This is a genomic window from Myroides odoratimimus (assembly GCF_038039805.1).
In the GTDB taxonomy this organism is placed as follows: domain Bacteria; phylum Bacteroidota; class Bacteroidia; order Flavobacteriales; family Flavobacteriaceae; genus Flavobacterium; species Flavobacterium odoratimimum_B.
Genome location: NZ_JBBPHK010000045.1, coordinates 1 through 6639 on the forward strand (window position 1 = coordinate 1; position 6639 = coordinate 6639).

The 6639-nt window shown below is 27.7% G+C and carries 6 protein-coding genes and 1 pseudogene; all 7 read right to left on the reverse strand.

Going from position 1 to position 6639, the window contains the following annotated elements:
* Positions 1 to 112: 112 nt before the first annotated feature.
* Positions 113 to 631: a hypothetical protein gene (locus tag AABL85_RS17145; protein WP_341310992.1), complete on the reverse strand. Its 519-nt coding sequence runs from the start codon at positions 629 to 631 to the stop codon at positions 113 to 115.
* 2 nt (positions 632 to 633) lie between these two features.
* Positions 634 to 1386 carry a hypothetical protein gene (locus tag AABL85_RS17150; RefSeq protein WP_341310993.1) on the reverse strand — a complete coding sequence of 251 codons (753 nt, stop codon included), beginning with the start codon at positions 1384 to 1386 and terminating at the stop codon, positions 634 to 636.
* Between the two features lie 495 nt (positions 1387 to 1881).
* Entirely contained in the window at positions 1882 to 2301 is a 420-nt protein-coding gene (locus tag AABL85_RS17155; RefSeq protein WP_341310994.1) for a hypothetical protein, read from the reverse strand.
* 17 nt (positions 2302 to 2318) lie between these two features.
* Positions 2319 to 3410, reverse strand: coding sequence for a replication initiation protein (locus tag AABL85_RS17160; RefSeq protein ID WP_341310995.1), 1092 nt, complete (start codon positions 3408 to 3410; stop codon positions 2319 to 2321).
* A 451-nt stretch (positions 3411 to 3861) separates the two neighbouring features.
* A complete protein-coding gene (mobV, locus tag AABL85_RS17165) occupies positions 3862 to 5088 on the reverse strand; it encodes a MobV family relaxase (protein WP_341310996.1) in 1227 nt (408 codons plus the stop codon).
* Between the two features lie 414 nt (positions 5089 to 5502).
* A complete protein-coding gene (locus tag AABL85_RS17170) occupies positions 5503 to 5967 on the reverse strand; it encodes a PH domain-containing protein (protein ID WP_341310997.1) in 465 nt (154 codons plus the stop codon).
* Positions 5957 to 6639: pseudogene (locus AABL85_RS17175) on the reverse strand (hypothetical protein); the annotation flags it as partial. The gene AABL85_RS17170 and the pseudogene AABL85_RS17175, both read right to left, overlap by 11 nt.

The window sequence follows — 6639 nt, forward strand, 5'->3', positions numbered from 1 at the left end:
TAAGTTTAACAGAATACCTAATGCAAAAAGAGTTCTTGCATAAGAAACCCCTTTATTCCAATAATTTTTTCGAATTAAATTAGAAATAGAAATTTCTAATTTATTTATATAATTAATTAAATTTAATCTTAATGTAGAACTTATCATTACTATATTTAACTCCTTTACTGTAATACACCCAAGGATCACTATTGTATATTTCTAATAGGTATATATTGTTATATAAAATTTTAATTTTATCAGGTACTTTTATGCTAATTAAATTAACTTCATTAAAATCTATCTTATCAAGACTATCAGAATGTAACCAAAATTTCTGATCCAATAAAGGAAGGGAATTATCAATTAGGTTAGGTAAAATTCTATTTCCTTTATTAAGACCAAACAAGAATTCTTTAGAAGAATTAATCGTATTTATTTTTGATAATGAATTATCATTATAAATATAAATATTAAATTTATATTTAGAGGCAGGTTTTGTGAAGAAAGCCCATCCCTGTGGGGATAATTTATTAATTATTATATTTTGATTAAGAGGGTTAACGATATTATCTGAGTTAGAAGAATAAAAAACAATTACAAGTAATAAAAAAGAACAAACACTTAATGAAATAAAAAAAAGTAATTTCATCTTTAATATAAAATATTTCTTTTATGTTTAATTAATACATCTTGTGCTTTTTTTATGTCTAAAATGATAAAATCTTTAGAAATATTACCATCTATTTCATAGACATTGGTATTAGCCATAGGGAAAGACTCCTCATCATCATTAATTGTATAATTTACCATTACATTAATTACTAAACCAATAGCTATAACAACAGTTACTAATAATGCGATTCCTACACCTGCTGTTTCTGTTTCATTAAAATCAGGATAATTAGAATTTGGATAATATTCCTTAACAACATTATCTAAGTCTACTGTCTCAAAAGAAGCTTTTTTTAAAATAAAAGAATGTAAATTCTTAGTAGAATTCTTAAGAGTTTCTTCTATATCTTTAGCGGAACCGTATAAAATACTTTTCTCAAATTCTTTAAAAAAATCTGGGTTTTGAAGCTTCATTTCAGCTATGAAATCATCTTGTAATTTGTTAAATTCTTTACCTTTAAAATCATTAATAGACAGTGATATATTATGTAGATAAGTTATTTCTTTTAAAAAATCACCATTTAAAAAGACAATTGATTTAAAAAGCTCCTCTTCAAAATTAGATTTTTTTGTTACATTAATGTTATTCAAATCTTGATAAGAAGTATTAGGATTACTGTTTATTAGATTTTCTACTCTATCATTGTATAAATTATCTTTAGAGCAGCTAGTCATTAATAATGAAAAAGAAAGCAAGCAAGCTATGCTTTTAGATGCGAAATTGTAAGTCATAGTTATATTTTTTAAAAAATCAAAGGTATGTTGTTTTTTTATTAAAAAAAAATTAAGTTAATTAAAGTTAAAAAAAAACAACAGAAACTACTCGGAGGTAGAAAGGAAAGTTTGAAAAACGGATGGTTTTCAAATAGTATTTCCTATGGAATATAGATGTAAAGTATTTACGGATGAATCAGATCATTTTCATTTTATTGTAGATGGTTGGGAAGAGGGTGAGTGGCTTATTGGGCAATGATTGAAACGTTTTCCTCAAGCAAACAATCTTAATCAAGATATTTTAGGGGATGATTTCTCTTTTAAAGAACTTTTTAAATAGGCTTTTAAGGCAGAAGTAAAGAGTGGTTCTAAAACCACCGCAGAAAGATATGATCTTGTTTTTAATGTTTTAAGAAAAAAACGTACATAACAAGCATTTGGAGGGATTTAAGCTATAGAATACTATCATTACAAAGAAGGTTCAGTAATTTTATAAGAAAAGATATAATATATTTATTTATCAAGTTTTTTTTCTTTTGCTTCAATAAAGTTTCTTTCTTTTATACTTTCAATTAATTTTTCGTGTATATCTAAATGCTTTTGATATATAGCTCTGTGATACTCTAAGTCGTTTCTAAGAGAAGATATATATTCCTCTGAAGAACTAAGCATCTGTTTTAACAAAGGGTACTCTGTAAGCCTCTTTTGGAATTCCTCGTATTCCTCATTTGTAAAAAATTCTGTTATCCCCTCAAGCTCTTTTTCATCTGTCGATTCTTTGTCGTTTGTGTGTCGTAAGATTATCAAATTAAAAACATCTTCGCTTATAAATGTTTTTCCTTTCTCAATAATGATAAGGCTTTCAATGTATCGTTGTGCTGTTCTTAGGCTGACGCCAAGTGTCGCCGATATGTCGCTTGCTGTGTATTTCATATCCGAAATTTAACGTATTATTTTTTGAAATTACCCAAGACATCAGCAAGACTTTGGCTTTCATTTGTTCTTTTTTCTTTCAGTACTTTTTCAGCTTTCGATTTCTTTTCTTCTTTAACTGCTTTTACGTCATTTAAAAGACTTTTAAGCGATTTTATAACATACCCTTTCGGATTATTAGTTTCGCTTGCAAATCGTCTTAAATCAGCTAGCTTATCTATTAATTCGCCTTTATCTAAGACTTGATAAAGCTCTTCGAATAAATCACAGTTATTTTTGATCTCTTTTTCTGTGAACTTGTATTGAGCCATTAAATACTCTTTATCTGTAGGTTCAAGATAAAAGCGTGTTGACATCTGCTTACCTAATTTCTTAGCTTTTAAGCCTTGATTTTCTTTATTGGCTTGGTAGATAGGAATAAACTGCAAAGAGGTTATTTTTCTCCCCGTTTTGAGAGGCTTGTAAATGAACGTATAGGGACTTTTTTCGTTAAGTTCCTTTTTTGCAGGTTCTACCACATAGCGTAAAAAATCAGCAGTAAGTTTGTATTTATTGGTAATACAAAATATTTCTTTAAGTTCCTCAATGCTGTAATTAATGGGTTTAGCTTGGTTCGAAAACAACTCATAAAAACGCATTGAATATTCACTTTGAAAACTCATAGCTGTTACAAGTTCGTATTTTCTATATCCTTTTGAAAAGTCCATAAGGGCATTATATATGAAGTCAGCCACATAAAAAGTAACAGAATCAGCCCTTGAGTAATCCATTTTAACATTAAATACTATACCCGAAGCCCTCCATTGTTTATTGGTCTTGTCATCATAAGTGATAATCTTTTGAGAAAGAGTTTCAAAAGCCTTTTTTATACGAGCATGGTTTTTGTCTTTATCCTCATCAGTTAAAAATGTAGACAAAGGCATTATATACTGATAAGAATCGTAAAGAGTAGGGTTTACAGCGTGTTTAGCATTTAATTGCTTACCCTCCATTAAATACTGATTAAGTTCTATAATACGGTATAAAATACGTTTTTCATATACAGAGTAATCATACTTAGCAGTAGTAAGGATGTAACTTTGCAATACTTCTTTGTCTGTGATTTTCATAGATATATACTTTTAGTATGAGATTACGAATACAAATATAAGCAAAAATATGAGTTCTAAAATTAAACTCATATTTAGTATTCAATAACTCATAGTTTAAATGTTAAAAGAGTATTCAATAACTCATAGTTAAGTATTCAATAACTCATAGTTCATGTTTTAAAAATCTCTCATAACCCCAATAAAACAAGGAGGTATGAGAGATTTTTAAAAACGTGGATAAGTTATAATCTATAAGTTATAATTAATTAATTTATAATTATAGTCTTTTAAAGGGGGTTATTCTATTGGAATTTAATAAACTATGGCAATATGTCAGTACATCTGCATCAAGAGAGAAAAAAAAATCAAATCAAGAGAGAAAAAAGTGTTCCACCCGCGCAGCATTTTTATTTAACTATTTGATTTATAGATTGTTACGTTTTTTATTTTACTTTTAAGCATTATAAAATTAGCGTTTAAACCCTCTTGATATTTTGGTTTTAATCTCTTCAGTAAGTTTAATGAACTGTTCTTTAGTTTCTTTTAAAAACGTATATAATTTATTTTCATAAGCATATCTATCCTTTGTTATTTTTTGTAGTAATTCCCATACAGAACCTTTAAAAAGTGGGTGTATTGGAGGAATGTGCTTTCGAATATATTTATCTGTATTAACTGGATTTTCTCCGTTGTTTACATCTTTTTGTATTTCCTTTTTTATTTCTTCAGTAGCAATATTTAATCTATGTTTTAGAATACTATTTGCCACTTCTTCAGGATATAAAAGAAATTCATTTACAAGTTCTTCAGAAGAGTCAATTACAGAGTTTAAAGCTTTGATATCGCTTTGAAGTTCTTTTACTTTCTTTACAGATTGTTCATTTAGTGTTTTTAATTGTTTTTCTGCTTTTATACGTTTTCTTTCTTCTTCTTGATACTTTTTATTAGCTTTATTCTTTTCATCCTCTAAAAGCACTCTATATGCTTTTATGTCTTCTTGAAGTTTTTCAATAGTTGCATCTTTATCTACTGAAGAACCAAAGAGTGTTTTTTTCTCTATGACTTCAATAGGTTCATTTACTTTTATAGCAATTTGGTTTTCTCTTCTGCGATATTCGTCCAAACTTTCGTGTTTAGCAGCAGATCCTAATTCTCCTCTTTCTAAGCCAAAGGGTTTCATATACTCTGCATATCGAGTTTGCTTTTTTTGAAGTGCAAATTTATCTCCCATTACTTCTTTAGCTGAGAGTTTGCCCTCCTGGGTTAATGGGATTGTGATAGCGTGTATGTGTGGGGTTTTTTCGTCTAAGTGTAATGAGAACCGAACAATGTTATCTACCCTATATTGTTCTTTTAGAAATTCAAAATTCGCTTTTATCCAAGCTTCTTTTTTCTTTTCATCAGAGAATATGGATATCATATCTTCATGGGTTCCAGAAAGGATATGAGAGAGGAAGCGAACGGCATCCGTTCTTATCTTTCTTTTTCCATTGTAACCGTCTTTGATCCGTGCTTCTATAGCTTCGGGCAATTCCATACTGCAGTATTTATTTATTGCATAGTTTTGGTTTAAATCTCCTCGAGATAAATCTGCGTGTGGATAGGTGTGTTCTTTTCCCTCTGTTCTGTCGATGTGGTGTCCTAATCCTCCAGAACTATCTAAACCTTTTTCAACGTGATATGCTACTTTTCCCATTTTTTTTTAGCTTTTCGATTTTCATTAGGGGGTTGAAAACCCCTACCACCACGAAGTGGGTAACCTCGTAGAGCCTACACTTATTTTTGACGTTAGGAAAAAAATAAGTATAGTAGGTTATACTTATTTGTAAACTATAAGTCGTAGCAAGGTACAAAAAAATCAAAATTTATTAAGACTGATGAAAAGAGAATAAAAGAGTTTAACGAGTGGAATAAGCAATAGAGCTTGTTTTTTATTTGGGAAAGTGATTAAAAAACCTGCATGCTCTTGCGAGAATAAAAAGACCTTATAAAAACTATAATTTGTTATAGCTTAATAGGAAATAATAACCTTATTTTATTACTATATCAAGCAGACATATATTTAATGACATATAAATATATGAAACTGCACTAATATTTATAATTAATTTCAATTATAGGAGATATTTTTCATATACGAATTTAAACTTTGTATAAGATATTTACTATCTATAGGACTTATTATTATTTTTTTTAAATTAGTTTCTAAAGCAATATTATCTGTATAACTTGTAGATATAGATATGGTATCATCCATATATTTTCCTAAGTATCCGAAAACTCCTTTAGTAGAATATGTCATAGATATATTAGAATTGTTAATCACATAATAAGCTGTTAAATTATTAAGTAAAATTATACGTTTATAAAAAATGTATTTTATAATAAATCTATCATTATCAAGTACAAAATAGATAGGATGATATATTGAACTAATGATTAGTATAACAGTTAAGATAACACCAATAGCTAAATTAACATATACCAATATCAAAACATTAATTAATATAAATAACAATGTTATGATTTTTGAGATAAAATCCCATTTTCTTTTTATTTTTATTTTATTTTTCATTAGAAGAATATTTTATGTATAGTAAGATACCTGTCATATTTAAAAAAAACACCCATAATCCGAAGACTATACCTATTAGAAAATGAAAAATTATCCCCAAATATAATATAAAATTTTTCAGTTTTTTATTTTTATAAAAAACTGAAAAGGCTATAAATAATTCTAATAATAACACAAGCCATGTACTTCCTGAAAGGATATAAGAACTTTTAAATATGGGTAAAACTACTTCTTTTAAAGCGCTATTCAAACCAAAGACTGGTTCTGTGAACCAATAGTATAAAGCACTACCATTTTTCCAATTTATATCTGAAAACTTACTAACAGATGCTATGAAGTAAATTATAAAAAACTGTATTTGTGAAAAAACAAAAAACAAAAAACAGATGGTATTAATATAAAAATTATCATTCACTTTTCCTTTTTGCCAGTGATTTCTTCTGTTATCAAACAACAATAAAGGTAAAATAAATAGAGTAAACAGATAAGCAGCTTGATCGCCTCCTTCTATATGCTTAGCAGAAATAATGAAACTAAATTGCAGCCATAGATGAAGTAATGCAGAGTATCGTGGTAAATAACCAGAAATAACAAATAAAGCAATTAAATAGGATAATAATCTAGAATATTCTAGATTATTAAAAATTTGAAATACACTATAGAACTCGATGT